This window comes from Allobosea massiliensis (assembly GCF_042655245.1).
GTDB lineage: Bacteria > Pseudomonadota > Alphaproteobacteria > Rhizobiales > Beijerinckiaceae > Allobosea > Allobosea massiliensis.
In genome coordinates, this window is record NZ_JBHSLU010000116.1 from 1 (window position 1) to 21,408 (window position 21,408).

The 21,408-nt window shown below is 66.0% G+C and carries 17 protein-coding genes; 11 read left to right on the forward strand and 6 right to left on the reverse strand.

Going from position 1 to position 21,408, the window contains the following annotated elements; translation table 11 throughout:
* The first annotated feature begins 321 nt into the window (after positions 1-321).
* The 11 genes from ACFPN9_RS26245 (at position 322) to ACFPN9_RS26295 (ending at position 14,279) form a co-directional block, all read left to right on the forward strand.
* Positions 322-537 (forward strand): hypothetical protein, encoded by a 216-nt coding sequence (locus tag ACFPN9_RS26245; protein WP_156450223.1) that lies wholly within the window; start codon positions 322-324, stop codon positions 535-537.
* 485 nt (positions 538-1,022) lie between these two features.
* Complete coding sequence (locus tag ACFPN9_RS26250) at positions 1,023-3,143, forward strand: heavy metal translocating P-type ATPase (RefSeq protein ID WP_082737605.1); 2,121 nt, start codon at positions 1,023-1,025, stop codon at positions 3,141-3,143.
* A 31-nt stretch (positions 3,144-3,174) separates the two neighbouring features.
* Positions 3,175-4,170 carry a ribose-phosphate pyrophosphokinase gene (locus ACFPN9_RS26255; RefSeq protein WP_054211502.1) on the forward strand — a complete coding sequence of 332 codons (996 nt, stop codon included), beginning with the start codon at positions 3,175-3,177 and terminating at the stop codon, positions 4,168-4,170.
* Positions 4,167-4,547, forward strand: a complete 381-nt coding sequence (locus tag ACFPN9_RS26260; protein WP_054211503.1) for a hypothetical protein — start codon at positions 4,167-4,169, stop codon at positions 4,545-4,547. The genes ACFPN9_RS26255 and ACFPN9_RS26260 overlap by 4 nt, the downstream gene beginning before the upstream one ends.
* Before the next feature lie 28 nt (positions 4,548-4,575).
* Positions 4,576-6,960 carry a phosphoketolase family protein gene (locus tag ACFPN9_RS26265; RefSeq protein WP_245282479.1) on the forward strand — a complete coding sequence of 795 codons (2,385 nt, stop codon included), beginning with the start codon at positions 4,576-4,578 and terminating at the stop codon, positions 6,958-6,960.
* A 15-nt stretch (positions 6,961-6,975) separates the two neighbouring features.
* Positions 6,976-8,334 (forward strand): MBL fold metallo-hydrolase RNA specificity domain-containing protein, encoded by a 1,359-nt coding sequence (locus tag ACFPN9_RS26270; protein ID WP_054211504.1) that lies wholly within the window; start codon positions 6,976-6,978, stop codon positions 8,332-8,334.
* A gap of 2 nt (positions 8,335-8,336) precedes the next feature.
* The gene (locus tag ACFPN9_RS26275; RefSeq protein ID WP_054211514.1) at positions 8,337-9,857 is read left to right on the forward strand and encodes a thymidine phosphorylase family protein; all 1,521 of its coding nucleotides are present in this window, start codon (positions 8,337-8,339) and stop codon (positions 9,855-9,857) included.
* On the forward strand, positions 9,854-10,372 hold the full coding sequence (locus ACFPN9_RS26280; protein WP_067254926.1) for a cytochrome b: 519 nt from the start codon (positions 9,854-9,856) through the stop codon (positions 10,370-10,372). The genes ACFPN9_RS26275 and ACFPN9_RS26280 overlap by 4 nt, the downstream gene beginning before the upstream one ends.
* A gap of 58 nt (positions 10,373-10,430) precedes the next feature.
* A complete protein-coding gene (locus ACFPN9_RS26285; RefSeq protein ID WP_054211506.1) occupies positions 10,431-11,714 on the forward strand; it encodes an MgtC/SapB family protein in 1,284 nt (427 codons plus the stop codon).
* 537 nt (positions 11,715-12,251) lie between these two features.
* Complete coding sequence (locus tag ACFPN9_RS26290) at positions 12,252-13,694, forward strand: multicopper oxidase family protein (protein WP_054211515.1); 1,443 nt, start codon at positions 12,252-12,254, stop codon at positions 13,692-13,694.
* 234 nt (positions 13,695-13,928) lie between these two features.
* On the forward strand, positions 13,929-14,279 hold the full coding sequence (locus ACFPN9_RS26295) for a hypothetical protein (protein ID WP_054211508.1): 351 nt from the start codon (positions 13,929-13,931) through the stop codon (positions 14,277-14,279).
* Between the two features lie 59 nt (positions 14,280-14,338).
* Here the strand turns inward: ACFPN9_RS26295 and ACFPN9_RS26300 are convergent, their stop codons facing one another.
* The 6 genes from ACFPN9_RS26300 to ACFPN9_RS26325 form a co-directional block, all read right to left on the reverse strand.
* Positions 14,339-14,902, reverse strand: coding sequence for a hypothetical protein (locus ACFPN9_RS26300; RefSeq protein ID WP_054211509.1), 564 nt, complete (start codon positions 14,900-14,902; stop codon positions 14,339-14,341).
* 59 nt (positions 14,903-14,961) lie between these two features.
* Complete coding sequence (locus tag ACFPN9_RS26305) at positions 14,962-15,537, reverse strand: Crp/Fnr family transcriptional regulator (RefSeq protein WP_068072574.1); 576 nt, start codon at positions 15,535-15,537, stop codon at positions 14,962-14,964.
* 5 nt (positions 15,538-15,542) lie between these two features.
* Positions 15,543-16,034, reverse strand: a complete 492-nt coding sequence (locus tag ACFPN9_RS26310; RefSeq protein ID WP_100959631.1) for a DUF411 domain-containing protein — start codon at positions 16,032-16,034, stop codon at positions 15,543-15,545.
* A 181-nt stretch (positions 16,035-16,215) separates the two neighbouring features.
* On the reverse strand, positions 16,216-19,392 hold the full coding sequence (locus ACFPN9_RS26315; RefSeq protein ID WP_377817911.1) for an efflux RND transporter permease subunit: 3,177 nt from the start codon (positions 19,390-19,392) through the stop codon (positions 16,216-16,218).
* Positions 19,389-20,858: an efflux RND transporter periplasmic adaptor subunit gene (locus ACFPN9_RS26320; RefSeq protein ID WP_066716980.1), complete on the reverse strand. Its 1,470-nt coding sequence runs from the start codon at positions 20,856-20,858 to the stop codon at positions 19,389-19,391. The genes ACFPN9_RS26315 and ACFPN9_RS26320 overlap by 4 nt, the downstream gene beginning before the upstream one ends.
* Positions 20,855-21,244 carry a FixH family protein gene (locus ACFPN9_RS26325; protein ID WP_245282416.1) on the reverse strand — a complete coding sequence of 130 codons (390 nt, stop codon included), beginning with the start codon at positions 21,242-21,244 and terminating at the stop codon, positions 20,855-20,857. The genes ACFPN9_RS26320 and ACFPN9_RS26325 overlap by 4 nt, the downstream gene beginning before the upstream one ends.
* Between the last annotated feature and the right edge of the window lie 164 nt (positions 21,245-21,408).

The following is a 21,408-nucleotide window of genomic DNA, read 5'->3' on the forward strand; positions in this document are numbered from 1 at the left end:
ATCCCGACATAAACGCCTTGCCAAAGGGGGCGTCCACATATGAATCACGAAATCGACGCCGCTGGAATCGGCCGGACGGTCTTATGGGTTTACGGCCTAGCCGAGCACGGCGAGGCCTATGCGCGATACATGCAGGACGTGCCCGGCTACTTTCCGCGACTTTCGTCCCATCCGACCGAAACGACGAGCCGCTAGCCAAATCGAGTTCCCGGCGTGGTTTGATCTGAGGGTCTAACGGCGAGCAATGCTTCGACCTTGATAGCCCGGCACGCCGCCGCACCCGGAGTTGCGCACAATAAAGTGCAGTTAGAAGTCACTTGCGTGTTGGGTCTGCTGGCCATGTTCACCCACATGCACATATTCTGGATCGCAGGTTTGCTTCTTGCACTGATCGATATCCCCGATGTGATCACGCCGATTAAGCGGATCGCAGGTGCAACGGAAAAGATCGCTGATCGCGCGGAAGTCGAGCGTGAAGAGCTAGGCGAGCGGCCCTCCGGTCCCGTTATCGAACCTCGGAATTCCGCCGCTGCCTAAGAATTTCGAGCTGTCTGTATCCAAGTCTAAGTGAGCAACGGAACGCCAACCGATACTCGGTCGGCGGACACAACGAACTGCGGACTCCGCTCGAGCGATAGAGGGACCGCTTTCGAGGAGCGTCTCCGCACAGGACGGGTTCGGAGAGTTGCATAGTGGTCGGTGGCCCCGGATTTGCGGTCCAAGCGCAGGTAGGCGCCCCGCGACCTCCACGTACAAAGGGAGCAAGGTTGCGAGAAAACGATATCGTGCATCCGCAACGCTTCCCATCGCAGCATGACGGAAGGAGGACCACCCGACGCCGGCGGTTGCTCCTCACCAATCCCTGCGGCGGCAGCGACAGTGCGAGAAAGCCCCCCGGCACTGGACCTTAATCTCGATCAAAGATTTCCGGTCGCGAAATGGCGACCCTCGCGGCCTCCGAAATGCTCGCCGCTGTAGCGCTGTCCTGCGTTATCCTCCGCAGCCGTGCCAAGGAACAGACTATGAGTTCGCCGCATTCTGACCATGGCCATCACGGGCATCGCGGCCATGAGGGTCACCAGGCGAGCGGGCACTCGGTCCACGACCGTCACGACAGCCCGAAGGTGGTCATGGCAGCCGGATCGAGCCATTCCGAGCATGCTGGACATGGCGGACACGACCATGGCGCCATGGTCGCCGATTTTCGCCGACGTTTCTGGGTAACGTTAGTCCTGACACCGCCGGTTCTGCTGCTGTCGCCGATGATCCAGCACTGGCTCGGCATTACCAGCGCCCTCGCTTTTCCGGGTGACGGCTATGTTCTCTTTGCGCTGTCCACGGCCGCCTATCTCTACGGCGGCTGGCCGTTCCTGACAGGCTTCGCCTCCGAGCTGCGTAAGGGGCAGCCCGGAATGATGACCCTGATCGCGCTGGCGATCTCGGCAGCCTATTTCTTCTCCGCCGCCGTCACCTTCGGCTTTCCCGGAGAGGCCTTCTACTGGGAGCTGGTGACGCTCATCGTCATCATGCTGCTCGGGCACTGGGTGGAGATGCGCTCCGTCATGGGCGCCTCACGCGCCCTCGAGGAGTTGGTGCGGCTCCTGCCGGACAGCGCAACGAGGATCGAGGCCGACGGCAGCACGCGCGAGGTTCCGATCTCGGCGCTGAAGCCGGGCGATCGCGTGATCGTCCGGCCGGGCGCCAAGGTCCCCGTCGACGGCAGGATCCTGGAGGGTTCCTCAGGCTTCAACGAGGCCATGCTTACGGGCGAGTCCAGGCCCGTCACCAAGACGGTCGGCGCGACGGCGATCGGTGGCGCGATCAACGGCGCCAACGCGGTGACGATCGAGGTGACCGCGACGGGCGACTCGACCTATCTCGCTCAGGTCATCGATCTCGTGAAGAAGGCCCAGGCGACACGCTCGCGCACGCAGGACGTCGCCAACCGGGCTGCGGCCTGGCTGACCTACATCGCCCTCATCGTCGGCTTCGGAACGCTCTTCGTCTGGTGGTTCCTCCTGTCCGCCCCTCTCGAATTCGCGCTCGAGCGGATGGTCACGGTGATGGTCGTGGCCTGCCCGCATGCGCTCGGCCTGGCCGTCCCGCTCGTTGTCGCCGTCAGTACCTCGCTCAGCGCCAGCAATGGCCTGCTGATCCGCGACCGCGCCGCCTTCGAACGCGCGCGCAATCTCAATGCTGCTGTCTTCGACAAGACGGGCACCCTGACCGAGGGCCGCTTCGGGGTCAGCGACATCGTGTTGCTCGGCGAGGGCAAGGTCGATGACGAGCTGGCCTTCGCGGCCGCAGCCGAAAGCCAGTCCGAGCACCCGATCGCCCACGGGATCGTTGCCGAGGCGAAGGCGCGGAACATCGTGCTGCCGAAGGCGACCGAGGTCAGCAACATCACCGGCGAAGGCATCGTCGCCAAGGTCGGCGACCAGGGCGTGCGCATCGTCAGTCCCGGCCATCTCGCCCGGCAGGGCCAGCCCGTCGAGCACCCGGAGCTCAAGCGACTCGAGGCCGAGGGCAAGACGGTCGTCGTGCTTGTCAGGGAGGGCACACCCCGGGCCCTGTTCGCACTCGCCGACATCGTCAGGCCGGAATCGAGGGAGGCGATAGCCGAGCTCACCCGCCTCGGCATCAGGTCGGTGATGCTGACGGGCGATGCCAGGGGTGTTGCAGAGACCGTCTCCAAGGAACTCGGCATCACCGAGTTCTTCGCCGAGGTGCTCCCCGACCAGAAGTCCGAGAAGATCAAGGAGCTTCAGGCGCGCGGGCTCTCGGTCGCCATGGTCGGCGACGGCGTCAACGACGCACCGGCCCTCGTCCAGGCCGATCTGGGCGTCGCCATCGGCGCCGGGACTGACGTCGCCGTGGAATCGGCCGACGTGGTTCTTGTCAGAAGCGATCCGCGCGATGTCGGGGCGATCCTGGGCCTGTCGCGCGCGACCTATCGCAAGATGGTTCAGAACCTGATCTGGGCGACCGGGTACAACACCATCGCCATCCCGATGGCCGCCGGCATTTCCTTTGGCACAGGCTTCCTGATGACCCCGGCCGTGGCTGCCGTCTTCATGTCCGCCAGCACCGTGATCGTCGCTATCAACGCGCAGTTCCTGCGCTTCTACAGGCGCCAGGCATGACTTCGACGAACCGACAGGAAAGCGTTCCGCGATGCGGCTGATCCTTCCCCTGCCCGGCAACGAGGCCTTCGCGCAACGGCTGGCGGATGCCGGAGGATGGGAGTTCGGCGCGCTCGAAACGCGCCGCTTTCCCGATGGTGAGAGCTATGTGCGCCTCCTGTCGGATGTCGCAGGCAGGCCGGTCGATCTCGTTGGCACGCTGGCCAGGCCCGACGAGGGCTTCCTGCGCCTGGTCTTCGCTGCGGATGCGGCTCGCTCGCTCGGAGCGCGGACGGTGACGCTGATTGCGCCTTACCTCTCCTATATGCGGCAGGATCGGCGTTTCAGGGCCGGAGAGGCCGTGACCTCGAGAAGCTTTGCGCGGCTCATCTCGTCGAGCTTCGACAGGCTGGTTACCGTCGACCCGCACCTGCACCGATATCCGGCGCTTTCCTCCCTCTATTCCATCGCCACGAGCACGCTGCATGCGGCCCCGCTTCTCGCCGACTGGATCGCGGCGGAAGTCCATTCGCCCCTCGTCATCGGCCCGGACGAGGAAAGCGAGCAATGGGTTTCGGCGATTGCCGAACGAGCCCGCGCTCCCTGGACGGTGCTTCGCAAGGTGAGGCATGGGGATCGCAGCGTCGATGTCGATGTGCCCGACCTGTCCGCATGGCAGGGGCGCCAACCCGTTCTCGTCGACGATATCGCCTCGTCCGGCCACACCCTGATCGAGGCGGCGCGCAAGCTCCCGCTGCAAGCATTTCCCAAGCCCGTCATTGCGGTCGTCCATGCCATCTTCGCCGACGATTCCTATGCTCGCCTGCGCACGCTATCCGAAAGGATCGTCTCCACGGACGCAGTCGAGCACGAGAGCAATGCCATCGGTCTTTCCTCACTGATTGCAGGCGAGTTGTCGGTCGCGGAAGATGCAGCGGAACAACTCGTGCGGCGGCGCAGGCCGCCCGAACCGCGCGACGAGGTTGAGCAAGCCGGATATGACTCCTTTCCGGCCAGTGACCCGCCACCCTGGACGTCCGGCCGATGAAGCCTCGCACGCAAATCGAGGTCCCGGGCGGGCAGAATGCGGTGACGAGCGCGAGGCTCAAGCGATCCGAATTGGCCTCGACTTTCGGCGCCGCTCTGTTCGGCGGCGGCCTCGGATTGCTGGTCGCCCGCTACGTTGCCGACCTTACGGTTCCCTTACTGCTGGCGGGAGCGCTCATGCATGCTTGGGGAATGTACGACAAGCACGCAATCGAGCGGGACCTGGGACGGCCCGAGGCGCCGTGGATGAGGGCGTTGTACTGGCTGTGCTGGCTGGTTCTGGCGGGCGTGGCTCTCACGATCATTCTGAGAGCGCTCCTCTATGCGGCTTCGGTCCAGGTATCCGCTCGCGCAGCAGCAGGCGCACTTCTCTCCTGAGAGCAATCCGCGCAGAAAGGTCCAGCGAGTGAACCACGATCCATCTCCCGAATTTCTGCGTTGGGCCAATGGCTATGGCGTCATCGAGCACTCGTCCGAAACCAGGGATCGCGTCCGGGCCCTGGGGGCGCGGCTGATCGCGGCCGGCAGAACGACCGAAGTGGATGCGTATTACCGCTTGCTCGCGGCGGCGGACCGCCTCGCGTCGGCCGCCATGTGGGCCGTCGTCCACATGACCTATGCCCGAAGGATGGACCTCTCCGGCGCGCCTTTGCCGCCGGAGGCCTTCAAGGCCACACCGGAGGGACATACCGGCGGCTCGCTCAATATGGTTCCCGCATTCGTCGGCTATCTCGTCGCCAACGCGATCACCGCGACGACGCGCTCCTGGCTCATGGGACAGGGGCATTGCGTCGCCTCCATAGAGGCGATCAACGCCCTTACCGGCGACGTGTCCGCCGTCCAAAAGGGCCGCTACGATCGTAGCGAAGCCGGGCTTTCGAGGCTTGCCACCGACTTCTATTCCTATGCGATCGACGGAAACGGACACGCCTCGGTTCCGCTCGGAAGCCACGCCGGCCCCAACACGGCCGGTGCGATCTCGGAGGGAGGGTACCTCGGCTTTGCCGAGGTACAATACGTTCACATGCCGCTCCCCGGCGAGCGGCTGGTCGCGTTCTTGAGCGACGGCGCCTTCGAGGAACAACGAGGTTCCGATTGGACGCCGCGCTGGTGGCGCGCCGAGGATTCCGGCATCGCGGTCCCGGTGATGATCCTCAACGGTCGCAGGATCGAGGAGCGAGCCCAAATCGCACAGCAGGGTGGCTCAGACTGGCTCGCCTCCCATCTGCGCCATAATGGGTTCGACCCTTTCACGATCGACGGGCGGGATCCAGCAGCCTTTGCCTGGGCGATCCTCACGGCGGAGGAGCGGCTCGAACGCTTCGCGGCCCGCCCGGACCGCCGCTATCCCGCGCCGATCCCCTACGTCATCGCCGAGACGGTCAAGGGCTTCGGGTTCCCTGGAGCGGGCACCAACGCCGCGCATAACCTGCCGCTCGGCGGCAACCCGTCGAACGACGAGGTCGCGCGCCAAGCGTTCAACGATGCCGCGCGGTCCCTCTTCGTGCCGTCGGACGAGCTCGATCGTGCCATCGGCGCGCTGGCGGTTCACGGGAAACAGAACCGCCCGCCCGAGAGCCGGCACCCGCTGGCGTTCCGGCACCCGCCCTCCCCTCGACTTCCTGAGCCCGATTGGACGAGGGCCGGCAGCCCGGCAGATTGCGCTATGCATGCGCTCGACCGGTGGTTCGTGCGCCTGGTCGACCACAACCCGGAACTGAGGCCGCGCGTCGGAAACCCCGACGAACTGCGATCCAATCACATGGGCGCTACGCTCGATCGCCTGCGCCATCGCGTGAACGTCTGCGAACCCGGGACCGCGGAGGCCGTGGACGGAGCGGTCATCACCGCTCTAAACGAGGAAGCGGTGGCGGGCGCGGCGCTTGCCAACAAAGGTGGCCTCAACCTGATCGTCAGTTACGAGGCCTTCGCCATGAAGATGCTCGGCGGCCTGCGACAGGAAATCGTCTTCGCCCGGCGACAGCGCGAGATCGGACGGCAGCCAGGCTGGATATCCGTGCCGCTCGTCGTCACCTCCCACACCTGGGAGAATTCCAAGAACGAGCAGTCGCATCAGGATCCCACGATCGGCGAGGCACTACTCGGCGAGATGTCGGACACCGCACGCGTCCTGTTCCCGGTCGACGCCAACACCGCTATGGCCGCCTTGCGCTCGGTCTATGGCGGCCGCGGACAGGTGGCCTGCCTGATCGTCTCCAAGCGCGACATGCCGCATCGGCTCGACGCCGAGACGGCCACCCGGTTCGTGGAGGACGGCGCGGCCCATTTCGAGGGCGTGCCGGACGCAGCCGACCTACAGATCGTCGCGATCGGCGCCTATCAGTTGGAAGAGGCGCTGAAGGCCGCCAGCCGACTTGGACGGCACGGTCATCGAGTCCTGGTCACAGGAATCTGCGAACCCGGACGCTTTCGTCAGCCGCGCGATCCTATCGAGGCGGCCTTTACGGCAGGCGACGATGCAGTCGCGGCGTTGTTCCCGCCGGATCTGCCGCGCGTGATCGTGACCCATACGAGGCCTGAACCCATGCTTGGCCTGTTGCGGCGGCTGGACGGCGGACCACGGCGGACCACGGCGCTCGGCTATATCAGCCGCGGCGGCACGTTCGACGTGCCCGGGATGCTCTTCGCCAATCGTTGCTCGTGGGCGCATCTGGTGGATGCGGCGGCGCCGCTCGCTGGCTGGTCCCAAGTCGACTTGCTCACACCCGCCGAGCGCGACGCCATCAATGGACGCGGCGACCCGGCCCACCTCCTAATCTCAACGACCTGAAGGGCCGTCACGCTCATGCTCACGCTCACCTCCCTCGGCGGCGCCGGTACGGTTACCGGCTCCAAGCATCTCCTTGCCCACAACGACACCCGCATCCTGATCGATTGCGGCCTGTTCCAGGGTCTCAAGAACCTGCGCGATCTGAACTGGGAACCGCTGCCCATCGACCCGTCGAGCATCGATGCGGTGGTGCTAACGCACGCCCACCTCGATCATTCCGGCTATCTGCCGAGGCTGGTTCGAGAGGGCTTTCGCGGCAAGATCTTCGCGACCGCCGCCACGAGCGACATCGCCGAATTGATCCTGATGGACAGCGCCCACCTCAACGAGAAGGACGCCGAATACGCCAACAGGAAGGGATTTTCTAAGCACAAGCCAGCCCTGCCGCTGTACGGAAGCCATGATGCCGAGCGCGCTCTCGAATTCTTCACATCGGTTCCATTCGGCGAGGTCGTTCGGCTTCCCGGTGGCGCCACGCTGAGGTTCCGGCACGCCGGGCACATCCTGGGTGCCGCCACCGCCGATATCGAATGGGGCGGACGCCGTATCGCCTTCTCCGGCGACATAGGGCGCTATGACGACCCGGTTCTCCCCGACCCCGAAGCCGTGCCCGAAGCGGACTATGTTCTCGTGGAATCGACCTACGGCAACCGCGTCCATGACCCGGCCGATCCCACCGAAGCGCTCGGTGCGATCGTCAAGAGAACGGTCGAGCGGGGCGGAACGCTGGTGATCCCGGCCTTCGCGGTCGGGCGCGCCCAATCGCTGCTCTACCATCTGTGGAAGCTCAAGACGAATGGGCAGCTTGCCAACGTCCCGATCTACCTGGACAGCCCCATGGCGATCGATGCAACCAATCTGCTGCACGCCCATCGCGCCGACCATCGGCTGCCTGTGGAGGTGTGCACCGCCGTCTGTGCGGTCGCGACCTATACTCGGGACGTCGAGGGTTCCAAGGCGATCACGGCCAGCCCCTATCCCAAGGTGGTGATCTCGGCGAGCGGGATGGCGACCGGCGGGCGCGTCCTCCACCATCTCAAGGCGTTTGCCCCCGACTCGAAGAATACGATCCTGTTCTCCGGCTTCCAGTCTGCGGGCACTCGCGGCCGCGCCATGCTGCAAGGCGCACACGAGACCAAGATCCATGGCGAGTGGATCCCCGTCCAGGCGGAAGTCGCCGAGTTGTCGATGCTCTCCGCGCACGCTGACGCGAACGAATTGATGCGCTGGTTGTCGGGCTTTCGGCGCGCGCCAAGCCGCGCCTTCATCGTTCACGGTGAGGATGATGCTTCGGAAGCCTTGCGCGTGCGAATCGACCGCGAGCTCGGCTGGAACGCCACCATCCCTCGCATGAACCAGTCCTTCGACCTATGACGATGCCCAACGATCCCGCCGTCACCCAACCGACGTTGCGAGCCAGGCGGCTACACCTGCACTCGCAGCACCAGGCGGTCGTCGTCATGCGGACCGACTGCCACGTCTGTCGCTCCGAGGGATTGGCCGCCCGATCACAGGTTCTGCTTTCCAATGGCGAGCGGCATGTCCAGGCGACGCTGTTCCAGGTCGAAGGGGACTCGCTCCTCGCCCTCGATGAGGCCGGGCTTTCCGAGACGGCCTGGGACCTTCTCGGCATCACGGAGGGCGAGGCGATCACCGTCAGCCATCCGCCCGCCATCTCGTCGTTGGCAAGCGTGCGCCGGCGCATCTACGGCAACCGGCTCGATGCGCAGGCGTTCTCCGCTATCGTCGGGGACGTGGTCGCCGGGCGCTACACCGACGTCCATCTCGCAGCCTTCCTGACGGCCAGTGCCGCGTTGCCGCTGAACGAGGGCGAGACGGCCGATCTGACGGATGCGATGGTCAAGGTCGGTGACCATCTGCGATGGGATGCACCGATCGTGGTCGACAAGCACTGCGTCGGCGGCCTTCCCGGCAACCGAACGACCCCGATCGTCGTCGCCATCGTTGCGGCGAACGGCTTGGTCATGCCCAAGACCTCCTCCCGCGCCATCACCTCTCCGGCTGGAACGGCCGATACCATGGAGACGCTCGCGCCGGTCGATCTCGACATGGCGAAGCTACGGCGAGTGGTCGAGGCCGAGGGCGGATGCGTGGCATGGGGCGGCGCCGTGCACCTCAGCCCCGCGGACGACATCTTCGTTCGCGTCGAGCGTGAACTCGACGTCGACACCGAAGGTCAGCTCATCGCATCGGTCCTCTCGAAGAAGATCGCCGCGGGCTCGACCCATGTCGTCATCGACATCCCCGTCGGGCCGACCGCCAAGGTCCGCAGCGGCGAGGCCGCCGATCATCTCGCGGATCGCATGAGCGCGGTCGCGGCACGTTTCGGCCTCAGCGCGACATGTCTCCAGACCGACGGGGCACAGCCCGTGGGGCGAGGTATCGGCCCGGCCCTCGAGGCTTTCGATGTCCTCGCCGTGCTCCAGAACGCGCCCGATGCCCCCGACGATCTGCGCCAGCGTGCCGCCCTGCTCGCGGGCGCGGCCCTTGAGATCGGTGGCAAGGCCGAACAAGGACGCGGCACCGTGATGGCCCTTGAAACGTTGAGCAGCGGCAAGGCCTGGACGAAGTTCGAGGCAATCTGCCGGGCGCAGGGCGGGTTGCGCGCACCGCCAAAGGCATCGAGCGTCCACGCGCTCGTCGCCCCAAGCGCTGGTCGCGTGGTTCATATCGACAACCGCAAGGTCGCCAGGCTTGCCAAGCTGGCGGGAGCGCCGGAGGCCAAGGCCGCGGGCGTCCATATGGAGGTCCGGTTGGGCGCGACGATCGACAGGGGCCAGCCCCTCCTGCATGTCCACGCCGAAACGGCTTCGGAATTATCCTACGCGCTCGACTACGCCTCGCGTGCCGGAGACATCGTCAAGGTCGAGCCGTGAGGCTCGAGCTATGGCCTTCCACGCTGGCTTGTCCCGGGACGCAGGCGTTCAACGTCTACCAACGAACCATGCATTGGATCGTGCCGCTCCTTTGCATCATCCAGGTGCCGACGGCCTGGGCGATCCAGCGCACGCACCTGGCGCACGGCTTCCTCAAGCCTGCTCCCATCGACTTGTTCCTGCATCAGGTTCACGCCTGGAGCGGATGGCTGATCCTGCTGATGGCGCTGCTACAGCTTGCGATCCGGCTCGTCCGCGGCAAGCCCCTTCCTCCCGATGGCACCTCGCGATTGGAAGCTCGGGTAGCTTCAGCCACACACATAGCGCTGTACGGCCTCTTGATCGCGCTGCCGGTGACCGGAACGATCGCGATGTATCTCACCTTCCGGGTCGCGCCTCTCCATAGATACCTGAGCTGGTTGCTCCTGGCATTGGTCCTCATCCACATCGTCGCTGCGCTCTGGCATCACCTCTATCGCCGCGACGACGTCTTGCGCAGGATGATCAAGGGCTGATGAGGCGTGCCGTCGCCAGGAACCGGGCGTCGGAGATCGGCTCCGGAGCGGACGCACAATGGACTCGTTGATCCCGCAGCTCGGCCTTGCTCTGGCCATCGGCTTGCTCGTCGGACTGGAGCGTGGGTGGCGAGAACGCGACACGCCCGATGGCGGCCGGACGGCGGGTATACGCACCTTTGGGATCTCTGGACTGCTGGGCGGCGTCGCCGCGGCCCTCAGCCTCAGCCTGAACACGCCCGCGGTCCTCATCGCCACGTTCCTGGCCTTCACCGCCGTCTTTGCGTGGTACCAGGCGCGCGAATCCATGCACGACGAGAGCTTCAGCGTGACCGGTGTCATCGCCGCTCTCGGCGTGTTCGCGCTCGGCGCCCTCGCGGTCACGGGCGATCAACGCGTCGCGGCGGCGGGCGGAGCCGCGCTCGCGGCCGTTCTTGCCAGTCGCGATCTCCTGCACGGGCTGCTCAGGAGGATTTCCTGGATCGAACTGCGCTCGGCACTCGTGCTCGCCGTGATGACCGCGATCGTCCTGCCCCTCCTGCCTGCGCGTACGATCGATCCATGGGGAGGCTTCAACCCCCGGCAAGTGTGGCTGTTCACGGTGCTGACGGCCGCGATTTCCTATCTCGGCTATATCGCCGTCCGGGCCCTCGGTACCGCTCGCGGCGTCCTGGTAGGCGGCCTGGCAGGCGCGATCGTCTCCTCGACCGCCGTCACCGTCGCGCTGGCGCGAACGGCGGCAGCGGGAGGAAGTCCCTGGCCGCTCGCCGGAGCGGCTGCGCTCGCCGCGGGCGTTTCCGTGCTGCGCGTGGCGGGGATCGTGACCATCGTCGCGCCATCGCTGCTCGGCGTTTCCGGCACCGCGATGCTTGCCGCGATTGTCGGCTTCGGGGCATCCGGCGCCCTCTTTCTGTCGCGGGGACGGGTGGACGGAGACGGTACGGAACCGCCCCGAAATCCCTTCGAGCTCGGACCGCTCCTGGCCTTCGCCGTGCTCTTCGGCGTCGTCTCGACGATCAGCGCCGTGCTGTCGATCGGAAGCAGCCGCGGAATGATCGCGACCTCCGCGATCTCGGGGCTTTTCGACGTGGACGTCGCCGTGCTCAGCGCCTTGCGGCTTCTCGGGCAGTCGGCATCGCCCGAGGCCGTCGGCCACGCTGTCCTGCTGGCGCTCGCGAGCAATGCTGTCGGGCGCATCTCGGTCGCGATCGCAACCGGACCTGTCCGCTTCTGGTTGCCATACATCGGCGCCACGATCGTCGCGGCTGCGTTGGGTTACGCGGCATTCGTCACCTTGCCGCATTTCGAGTGGGCGGGCCTCCTGGGCACTCCGAATCCTTGATCGGGGTTAATTCGCGACGTCGGGCATTGCGCTAGCTTTGGGTCCGAGGATCCACCGTTGAGCGGATGCGGACTTTGGCGAAGACCATTGCCGGACTGAGAAGAGCGCTGATCGTGGCGCTCGCGTTCGTGCTGATCGCGGTACCGACGATCAGCGCCCATCCCGTCCATTGCCTGGAGGAGCCGACGGCTGGGTTCTCCCAGGTCGACGCATCGAAAATCACAGCGAGCCAACACCAACATGGGCACGGCAACCCGGAGGCCGGAAGGCCGTCAGGTCCATGCTGCGCGGCGGCGTGCAACGCCTGCGGCATTACCATTGCAGCAGCCCCGAGATCCTCAAGCACCACCGTTGAGGCGGTCGCGTATCGCCGACAGGAGGAGCAACCCGGTGGCCTCGTGGCCCGTCCACCCCATGGCCCTCCTCGATACCGATCCGAGCGGTCCGTCTGACATCCAGGTCGTCCAGCTCAACGCATGTCTGCCAACAAACCGGATCAACGACCCTGCCGTCGCAGGCCGAAACAGGACATTCATCATGAACCGTCGCAGATTCCTCACTGCCGCAATGACCGGGGCCGCGGCGCTCGGCGCGAACGCCTTGATGCGCCCCGCCGCCAGTCTCGCCCAGGGAGCGAGCAGCCCATCACCGATCGACCTCCGGGTCGTCAGCCGGACCATCGAAGTCCACGGGAGGAGCGCCCGCGTGTTCGGCCTTCTGCAACCCGATGGCCGCCATGGGCTCATCCTGGAAGCGGGATCGAACTTCGACGTCCGCCTTGCCAACGAAATCGGCGAGGCCACGATGATCCACTGGCATGGCCTGACCCCTCCTTGGCACCAGGACGGCGTGCCGGACAATCCGAAGCCACTGCTCAAGCCGGGCGATGTCGCCCGCTACACCTTCCCCGTAGGCGCTGGCGGCACACATTGGATGCACGCTCATACGCTTCAGGAACAGAACCTGCTGGCGGCCCCCCTCATCGTCAGGACGGCCTCCGATCTCGCGCGCGACGAGCAGGAGGTGGTCGTCCTGCTGCACGACTTCTCCTTCAAGCCCGCCGAGGAATTGCTCGCGAAGCTGAAGGGCGGCGGAGGTCACGCCGCGCCGATGGACCATTCCGCGATGGGCCACGGGGGCAACACTCACCAGCCTGCGACGACAAGCCAAGCGACGGCCAGCGACCTCAACGACATCGACTACGATGCCTATCTCGCCAATGATCGCGCTCTCGATGATCCCGACGTGATCCGGGTGGAGCGTGGCGGCCGGGTCCGCCTACGCATCATCAACGGCGCCACCGCGACGGCCTTCACCATCGAGACTGGATCGGTTCCCGGCACGCTCTTTGCGGTGGATGGCAGGGACGTCGAGCCGATCGTCGGCACGGCCTTCCCGCTCAGCATGGGCCAGCGGCTCGACATCCGGCTGTCCTTGCCTGTGGGTCCGGGCGCCTATCCCGTTCTCGCGCTGCGTGAAGGGGCCAGCGAACGCACCGGGGTGATCCTCGCCACGCAGGGAGCCTCGGTGCAACGCGTCGCCGGAAGCGCCGAGCACGCCGGTCCGATCGTCGAACTCGGACTCGAGCGGAAGCTGCGGGCCCTGCATTCGCTTCCCGTCCGGGCTCCCGATCGCCGCTTCGCGCTGACCCTCACCGGCCGGATGCAGGACTACACGTGGGGGATCGGCGGCGCGGACGATCTCCGGATCCGGAAAGGCGAGAGGATCGAGGTCACGATGCGAAACGCATCGATGATGTCGCATCCGATGCACCTGCACGGTCATCATTTCCAGGTCACCGCCATCGACGGGGTATCGCTCCCGGGAGCCGTGCGCGATACGGTCCTCGTGCCGCCGGACGCAGCCGTGACGATCACGTTCGATGCCGACAATCCCGGCCGCTGGCCGTTGCATTGTCACCACCTCTACCACATGGCGACGGGCATGATGGCCCAGCTTGCCTATGAAGGGATCGGCTAGCCTCGGCCGGCGCGTCACCGCATCTGGACTCAGCTTTCGGCGCCCGGACCCGTGCACATGGCCTGTCCGGGCGCTCGCCTGAACTGAAGCGTCCATTCGTGGGGCGTTCTCGTCGATCTCGACTACCCTGGCTCCCGCGTCCGGTGGACGAAAGTTTCCATGCCGCGGTCCCTCAGAAATCCAATCTTGTGGTATAATATACGAGGCACGGTTCCTTGATCCAAGGAGGCGAGAATGGGTCTCCAGGGTGTCCTTTTCGCAGCGGCGGGACTGCTGCCCTTCCTCGTCGCTTCCACTGAGATCGCTCAAGCTCATCCCTCGGGATTGCGATTGGGCGCCCAAGAGATCACGCAAGCGGTTCACGGCAAGCTATGCACTACGCCGGGAGGCGCGAGGTTCGCGTTCGGAGCCGACGGACACTTCGCGTATGACGGGCTATGGCAGACCACTGGCAGCTATGTGGTCGCCGACAATTCGATCGTAGTCACGTTCGACAGCGGCCTTCGTCGAGCTTTCGCGATGTCCGTCAGGGATGGCGTACTCTACATGGAACAGACACGCGTATCGTGCGCCAACGGTGGATGATAGGCGGTTCGTCTTGCGCCCACTGCGGCAAAGGGGCGATGCCGTCGCGGACAACGACTTCAACGGTGCTGCTTCAGATGGTGGCCGCTCGGCGCCGCCGGCGATGGATTGCGGTAGCCACGCAGAACATCATATCGCGCGATCTGATCCGAGGTGAGCAGGCCAGCCGTCTCGATATGGGCCTGCAAATGTACCGCCCGCAATGAGCCCTGCCTGGTGCCGATTTGGGCCGTCAGTTCACGCAGGCGCAATGGCTCGATCGTGCGCCGTGCGAAGGCCACATCGAGCTTGAGCTCCAAGTCCAGGATTTCGGCGCCCAACGCCATCGCGCCCGCTTTCATGCGCGCCTCGGATTTCTTCAAGCCGCTGCGCTGTTCGGCCGAAAGCTGGAGTTCGGACGCCAGTTCGAGCGCGTGAAGTGGACCGGGATATCGGTTGAGTTCCGCGGGCTTGGCCAAACCCATGCCGCGCCCCAAAGACAGGTCATCGATCTCATTTCGTGAGAGAGCCTTGATCTCGCGCGCCTCCTGGCCAGCGTAAGGACTCACGGATTGAGCCGAGACGGGAGCGACCCATCCGGAGATCGCCAGGATGAGCAGGCTGAACGCGATTGCTTTGATCATGGAACGGTCTCCTCGATCATTCCGATAAGGGTGTCGGAAGCGCCGCAACATGATTGAAATCATGTCAGCTCGATAATGCCGTTTCCTCTCCGAATGATCCGTTCGGATTCCAACAGCGCGAGCGTCCGGTACAGAACCTCAGGCGCCAGACCGATCATCGCCGCGATGTCCTTCAGCGGCCCGCCGATGGTAATGGTGCGGCCGTCGACGCCGGTTCGCGCCACGAGGTAGCCGAGCACCCGCTCTCGCGCCGAGCGAACATCGCGCAGGGTCAAGGCGGACCGGAGTTCCATCACCTGCCGAGCAAGGTCCGCCGTTAGCTCCAACCGTGCGGTCGCATCGCCCTCCAACAGGGCGAGCGCCGCTGACTTGGGAAAGCAGGCGACCGAGCTCTCCGCCACGGCCCGCGCATCGCAATGATATGTCTCGACGAACAACGAGGCTTCGGCGAAACGCTCTCCCGGTCCGGCGACGAAGAGGAGGGTCTCGCACCCACTGGCGCTGAAGCGCGCAAGGCGAATCTGCCCTCTGCGGACCAGGAAGAAGCCCCGCGTCGCATCCCCGCTCGCGAATAGAGTCTCGCCCGCCGCGAGTTCCCGAATGACCGGCTTCAATCCGGCGAGGATGGACGCCATTGCCATCAGATCTGTTGCAGCCCCCGATAGCGCGCGAAAACATGCTGCCTGCTGGCGGAAAAGATGACGACGTCATAATCCTCGGGCGCCTGCCCGGGCACCTGCATTCCTGGTGAACCGACCGGCATCCCTGCAACCGCGAGGCCCGTCACCTTCGGGCGCTCGATCAGAAGCCGCTTGATCGCCTCGGCCGGAACGTGGCCTTCGACGACATAGCCACCGATTTCGGCGGTGTGGCAGGACATCAGACTATCGGGCACACCCAGCCGGGTCTTAAGCGGCGTGACGTCGGCAACCTCAACCATCTCAACCGGAAAGCCTGCTTTCCGCATATGCGTGACCCAGCCGCGGCAACAGCCGCAATTGGGATCCCGGGTCACGACCATCTTCGGAGGCGTCTCGGCGGCCGAAACAGGGCGCCGCAGCGCGAACGCTGAAACCGCCTGTGCGGCGCCGATCAACAGCGCGCGGCGGGATAGGGAAAGCTCGATCGGCACGATTGTCTCCTTTGCCTTGGTTAGGTCCTTCTCCAGTCGCGCGTCCAGCACCTTCACCGGAAGAAGACGTATTTTACGAGCGCGGCGATCACGAGCAGCAGAACCGCGATTCCGAGCAGGCCCGCGAGACCCATGCCCCAGCCCATTTCACCCATCATGTCGTGCATGCCTGGTCCCTCCATCATTCGACAGCAGCAACAAGGGGCGCTGAGGCGGCTTCCGATGCTGCCTTCTCAGGCGCCAGGGTCGACGGCAGCCGCCAGCCCTTGACCAGGCCGTAGATCGCCGGGATCACCAGCAGCGTCAGCACGGTCGAGGAGACCATTCCGCCGATCATCGGCACGGCGATCCGCTGCATCACCTCCGAGCCCGTGCCGGTGTTCCAGAGGATGGGGAGCAGTCCCGCCATGATCGCGACCACGGTCATGATCTTCGGCCGCACGCGTTCGACGGCACCGAGCATGATTGCCTCATGCAGGTCCGCGCGGGTGAACGCCCGCCCCTGTGCTTCACAGCGCGCACGCACCTCGCCGAGCGCGTGATCGAGGTAGATCAGCATGATCACGCCGGTCTCGGCAGCGACGCCGGCGAGCGCAATGAAGCCGACCGCAACGGCGACCGACATGTTGAAGCCGAGCCACCAGAGCAGCCAGATGCCGCCGACCAGCGCGAATGGCAGCGAGAGCATGACGATGAACGTCTCGGTCAGCCTGCGGAAATTCAGGTAGAGCAGCAGGAAGATGATCGCGAGCGTCACCGGCACGACCAGCTTGAGGCGTGCCTCGGCCCGTTCGAGATATTCGAACTGACCGCTCCAGGCGATGCGGAAGCCCGCGGGCAGCTTGACGCTCTGCGCGATCGCGTTCTGGGCGTCGCGAACGTAGCCGCCGAGGTCGCGCCCGACCGTATCGACGAAGATGTAGACCGCGAGCTCGCCATTCTCGGTCCGGATCGAGGTGGCGCCACGCTTGCGCTCGACGCTTGCGACCTCGCCGAGCGGCAAGCTGGCGCCGGACGGCGTCGAGACCTGGACCTCGCGCGCGATCGCCTGCGGATCGGAGCGCAGGTCGCGAGGATAGCGGATCGCCACCCCGTAGCGCTCGCGCCCTTCGACCGTCGTCGTCACGGTCTCGCCGCCCATCGCCATCACGACCGCATTCTGGACGTCGCCAACGGAAAGCCCGTAGCGGCCGAGTGCGATCCGGTCCGGCACGATGTCGAGAAAATAGCCGCCGATGACGCGCTCGGCATAGGCACTGCTCGTGCCCGGGACGGCCTTCAGCACCGTCTCGATCTGGCGAGAGATCGCCTCCATCTGGGCGAGATCGGTGCCGAACACCTTGACCCCGATCGGCGTGCGGATGCCGGTCGCGAGCATGTCGATGCGCGCGCGGATGGGCTGCGTCCAGGCGTTGGAGACGCCGGGGAACTGGAGCGCCTTGTCCATCTCCGCCTTGAGGCTGTCGAGCGTGACGCCTTCGCGCCATTCCGCCTTCGGTTTCAGGTTGATGATGGTCTCGAACATCTCGGTCGGGGCCGGATCGGTCGCGGTCTGGGCGCGGCCGGCCTTGCCGTAGACCGAGGCGACCTCCGGGAAGGAGCGGATGATCTGGTTCTGCGTCTGGAGCAGCTCGGCCGCCTTGGTGACGGAGATGCCCGGCAGGGTCGTGGGCATGTACATCAGCGTGCCCTCGTTCAGCGTCGGCATGAACTCCGAGCCGAGCTGTCGCGCCGGCCAGACGCTGACGCCCAGCAACGCGAGCGCCAGCAGGATGGTCAGCACCCTGGCCCTGAGCACGCCCCCGATCAGCGGCCGGTAGAGCCAGATCAGAACCCTGTTGATCGGGTTCTTGTGCTCCGGGATGATCCGGCCCCGGATGAAGACCACCATCAGCGCCGGCACCAAAGTCACCGACAGGAAGGCGGCCGCCGCCATCGCGAAGGTCTTGGTGTAGGCGAGCGGCCCGAACAGGCGACCCTCCTCCCCCTCCAGCGTGAAGATCGGCAGGAAGGAGACGGTGATCACGAGCAGGCTGAAGAACAGCGCCGGCCCGACCTCGCTTGCCGCCTCGATGATGATCTCGATGCGCGGCTTGCCCGGGGTGCTGCGTTCGAGATGCTTGTGCGCGTTCTCGATCATGACGATGGCGGCGTCGATCATGGCGCCGACCGCGATGGCGATGCCGCCCAGGCTCATGATGTTGGAGCCCAGCCCCAGCGCCTTCATCGCCGCGAACGCGATCAGGATGCCGACAGGCAGCATGAGGATCGCCACCAGCGCGCTGCGCAGATGCAGGAGGAAGACGATGCAGACCAACGCGACGATGACGCTCTCCTCGATCAGCGTCAACTTGAGCGTCTCGATCGCGCGCTCGATCAGGTGCGAGCGGTCGTAGACCGGCACGATCTCGGCCCCGCCCGGCAAGGTCGCTGCGATCTCTGCGAGCCTCGCCTTGGCGCGCTCGATCACGCCGAGCGCGTTCGCCCCTAAGCGCTGCAGCACGATGCCGCTGGCGACCTCGCCCTCGCCGTTGAGTTCGGTGATGCCGCGCCGCTCGTCGGGACCGAGCTCGACTCTCGCGACGTCGGCGAGCCTGAGCGGCGCGCCGCGCTCGGTCCGGAGCACGATGTTCTCGATATCGGCGATCGACTTGAGATAACCGCGCCCGCGCACCACGAACTCGAACTCGGCGAGCTCGACGGTGCGGCCGCCGACATCCATGTTGCTGTTGCGCACGGCCTCGCGAAGGGTCGCCAGCGACACGCCTTGCGCCCGCAGCCGCACCGGGTCGACCACGATCGCATATTGCTTGACGAAGCCGCCGACGCTGGCGACCTCGGCTACGCCCTCCGCGCGCGACGCGGCGAAGCGCACCGACCAGTCCTGGACCGAGCGCAACTCGGATAGCGTCATGTCCTTGGCCATGACGGCGTATTGGTAGACCCAGCCGACGCCGGTGGCGTCGGGTCCCAATGTCGGCGAGACGCCGGCGGGAAGCCGGCGGGCGGCGGCGTTGAGATATTCGAGCACGCGCGAGCGCGCCCAGTACGGGTCCGTGCCGTCCTCGAAGATGACGTAGACGAAGGAGACGCCGAAGAAGGAGAAGCCGCGCACGACACGCGCCTTCGGCACCGTCAGCATCGAGGTCGTCAGCGGATAGGTGACCTGATCCTCGATCACCTGCGGCGCCTGGCCGGGATATTCGGTGTAGACGATGACCTGCACGTCGGAGAGATCGGGGATGGCGTCGAGTGGCAGCGTCTTGACCGCATAGATGCCCGCCGCGACCGCGAACGCCGTGGCGACGAAGACGAGGACGAGGTTGCGCGCCGACCGGGCGATCAGGCGGGCGATCATGGCTTGATCTCCGCAGGTTTTTGTTCTGCCGGCGCGCCGAGCCCGCTCAGAGCGGCCTTGAGGTTGCTTTCGGCGTCGATCAGGAAGTTGGCCGAGACGACGACGCGGTCGCCCTCCGAGACGCCGTCGCTGATCGCGACCATGCCGTCGCCGCGCTGGCCGAGCCTCACCTCGCGCGGCTCGAAGCGGCCCTCGCCGCGATCGAGGATAACGACGCGGCGCGTGCCGGTGTCGATCACGGCGCTGTCGGGCACGGCGAGGACGGGGCCAGCTTCTCCTGAGCCGATCTCGACATCGGCATACATGTTGGGCAGCAGCATGCCGGCGCGGTTGTCGATCTCGATGCGGACCTTGGTGGTGCGCGTCGCCTCCGCCACCTGCGGATAGATCAGGCCGACCTTGCCGGCGAACTCCGTGCCGGGCCGCCCGCGCAGACGGATGATGGCGGGCGCGCCGATGCGGATCGCGGCGAGATCACCCTCCGGAACATCGGCCAGCACCCAGATCATCGAGACGTCGGCGAGCCGGAACAAGCTGTCGCCCGACGCCATCCTCATGCCGTCGACGACATTGCGCTCCAGCACGATGCCGTCGCGCGGGGCCGACCAGACGATCGTCAGCGGCACTTTTCGGGTCCGCTCGATCTCGGCGACGATCTCCGGCTGCACGCCGAGATTCTCCAGCCGCTGGCGCGCGCCGCCTTCGGGCACGCCGCGCCCGGCCGCGTTGAGCTCGGCGACGAACTGCGCGCTCGCCGCCGTGATCTCGGGCGAATAGATCCGGACCAGCCGGTCGCCCTTGGCGACGCGGTCGCCGGTCGTGACGGCTGCGACCTCCTGGATGAAGGCGTCCGAGCGCGTCGCGACGACGGAGACGCGGCGCTCGTCGAGCTGAACCGTGCCGGGAACCCGGATCGACCGGCTTATCGCCTGACGGACGACGGGCTCGGAACGCACACCGCTGCGCTGGATGCGTCCGGGGGAGAGTTTGATGACCGTGTCGCCGGCCTCTTCGCCGGCATAGACCGGCAAATAGTCCATCCCCATCCAGTCCTTTTTGGGAACCGGCGAGGTGTCGGGCAGACCCATCGGATTTCGGTAGTAAAGCAGCTTCCGCTCGGCCTCGGTGGCTGCGGCGGGGCCGGCGGCGCTCTGCGCCGGTCTGGCCGCAGGCGGATCGAAGCTGATCTCCTCGCTGGCGCGGACGGGAAGGAAGTCGCGCCCGTCTTCGGTCTTGCGGGGTTCGGACGCATAGACCGGCTGCCCATCGGGATGGCGCCAATAGGCGATCGGCCCGGCGGCGGACGCTGGCTCGGCTTTGGGCGCGGCCGGCGATCTGGCCATGACGATCTGATGGAGCCGATCGAGGCCTGGCAGGACGAGCCCGCGCGTCCCGGCGACATACCCTCCCGCGCCCGCCGCCGTCACGGCGGCGAGAGCGAGGACCGCGAGCACGACCCGCTTCATGGCGTCGCCTTCAGGACGAGACGGCTTTCCAGCGTGCCGTCCTCGCCCTGCACCTTGGCCGCCAGCGACAACCGCCAGCCGCCCTCCATGGTGAGGTTTGTCCTGAAGCTGTAGCTGCCGGGCTCGGTCGCGGGCATCGGCTCCAGTTTCGAGGCCATCGTCGCCATGCCGTCGGGCTCCATGTCGATGCGGCTGGCGAAAATGACAGCGTCGGGCACCGCCTTGCCGCTGCGCCTGTCGACGAGCCGGACGGTGACGACGACGCCGTCGCCCTGTTTCAGCTCCTCTTGCGTGAGCTGGAACTCGTAGTCCTTGATGTCGGCGAAGGCCGGTAGCGTGGAGATGGCGAGCGGAAACGCGGCGACGAGCGCGCGCATGAAAGTCATGAAAGACATGGTGGACGTCCCGAATGAATCAGGCTGCCGCGCTCTGGCGCAGCTATCGCGCGGCCCTTAGAGTCCGTCCCGGAACTCATGACGCTCGCGCGATGCGGCGGATAAGAACCATGGCGGCGGCTGCGTAGAGGAAGGCCGTCGCGGAGGCGATGGTG